This is a genomic window from Neptuniibacter caesariensis, assembly GCF_000153345.1.
GTDB lineage: Bacteria > Pseudomonadota > Gammaproteobacteria > Pseudomonadales > Balneatricaceae > Neptuniibacter > Neptuniibacter caesariensis.
In genome coordinates this window covers 1-1,860 of record NZ_CH724127.1, presented here as the reverse complement: position 1 = coordinate 1,860, position 1,860 = coordinate 1, and the positions used below count along the sequence as shown (strand labels likewise).

Sequence of the window (1,860 nt, the reverse complement as noted above, 5' to 3'; positions counted from 1 at the left end):
TAACCTTAATCGTCATGTTTTCTTAAATTCCCCTTTTTCAATAACTCATATCCATTGGGATACAGAAAGCTCGCATCTGTCTTTAAGGCAGAGGAATGGTCAGTGGATCGATGTGGACAGAATCGATTCACGCTTTATCTGTCCTTTTGCGATATTCTTAAATTGTAAAGTTGAGCAGCGCTTGTTATCTGTCCCTTTGATCTTATGGAAAGGCTGCATGAGCGATGACAATTACCGTCGGTTAAGAGTATTACTAAGATACGCCAGGCTCACCTAGTTCTAACTCCAGCTGAAATTAACGGGGGTGAGGATTGTGTCGAGTGCCTCAGGGCCAAGTTCAGGGTAGTCTAGGGTGTAGTGTAGCCCTCGGCTTTCTTGTCTGAGCATGGCTGATTGAATAATCAAGTCAGCTACAACTGCTAAATTCCTTAATTCCAGAAGGTCGTTACTGATTTTGTAATTGCTATAGTATTCCGCAATTTCTTGTTGGAGTAGGTCAATACGATGCTTTGCGCGATGTAATCGTTTTGTTGTCCTTACAATACCAACGTAGTCCCACATGAACCTTCTTATCTCGTCCCAGTTATGGGAGATGATTACATCTTCATCTGAATCGGTGACCTGAGACTCGTCCCATGCAGGAATCTCTGATTCATCGAGGGGCTTTAAGAGTGATTGCTCTACATCATCAGAGGCGGCTTTTGCGTACACAAGGCACTCCAGAAGTGAGTTGCTTGCAAGGCGATTAGCTCCGTGAAGACCAGTGAAAGAGGTTTCGCCAACAGCGTACAATCCTGGGATGTCAGTACGGCCACTTTCATCGGTTACAACTCCTCCGCAAGTGTAATGAGCTGCTGGTACCACAGGAATAGGTTCTTTAGTGATATCTATGCCTAGATTAAGACAGCGTTTGTATATTGTCGGGAAGTGGTTCTGAATGAAATCAGCAGGCTTGTGGCTGATATCTAAAAACAGGCAATCGCAGCCAAGCCGTTTCATTTCATGGTCTATAGCGCGGGCAACAATGTCCCTTGGGGCTAGCTCTCCTCGAGAGTCAAATTTGTGCATGAATTGCTTGCCGCTAGGCAAAATCAATTTACCTCCTTCTCCACGAACTGCTTCGGTAATTAAGAAGGATTTGGCTTGTGGGTGGTAAAGGCAGGTAGGGTGGAACTGGTTAAATTCCATATTGCCTACTCTGCAGCCGGCACGCCATGCCATAGCGATGCCATCCCCTGTAGCACCATCTGAGTTGCTGGTATAAAGATACGTCTTAGATGCGCCTCCAGTTGCGAGAACTACATGGGGGGCCTGAAAAACTTCCACATGGCCTGTTTTGCCGTTAAGTATATAGGCGCCAACGCAACGGTTATCGGCTAGTCCAAGCTTTCTGCGGGTAATTAAATCGACGGCAATGTGATCCTCGAAAAGATCTATATTACTGTGCTCCTGGGCTCTCTCAATCAGCGTTTTCTGCAGGGCTTTTCCTGTTGCGTCCGCAGAATGAATAATCCGCCGATGGGAATGTCCGCCTTCTTTTGTTAAATGGTAATCATCACTTTCTTGTGTAAAAGAAACGCCTTGTTGAATTAGCCATTCGATGCTTTCTTTGCCATGGTTGACGGTAAATTCAACAGCTTCTTTACGACTGAGATTTCCCCCGGCTGTCATGGTGTCTTCGATATGAGCCTGAGCGCTATCAGTTGTATCAAGAACGGCAGCTATTCCGCCTTGGGCTAGCCAGGTTGAACCGCTTTTTAACTCTCTTTTACTCAACACTGCTACTTTTGCTTTTTCTGCAAGTGGAGTGCCATGCTAAGACCTGCAGCGCCGCTGCCAATTATCAAAGCGTCATAGTAG

The 1,860-nt window shown here is 45.9% G+C and carries 1 pseudogene; it reads right to left on the bottom strand.

The features are described 5' to 3' along the window. Nucleotides 1-279: 279 nt before the first annotated feature. Nucleotides 280-1,860: pseudogene (nadB, locus tag MED92_RS13865) on the bottom strand (L-aspartate oxidase); the annotation flags it as partial.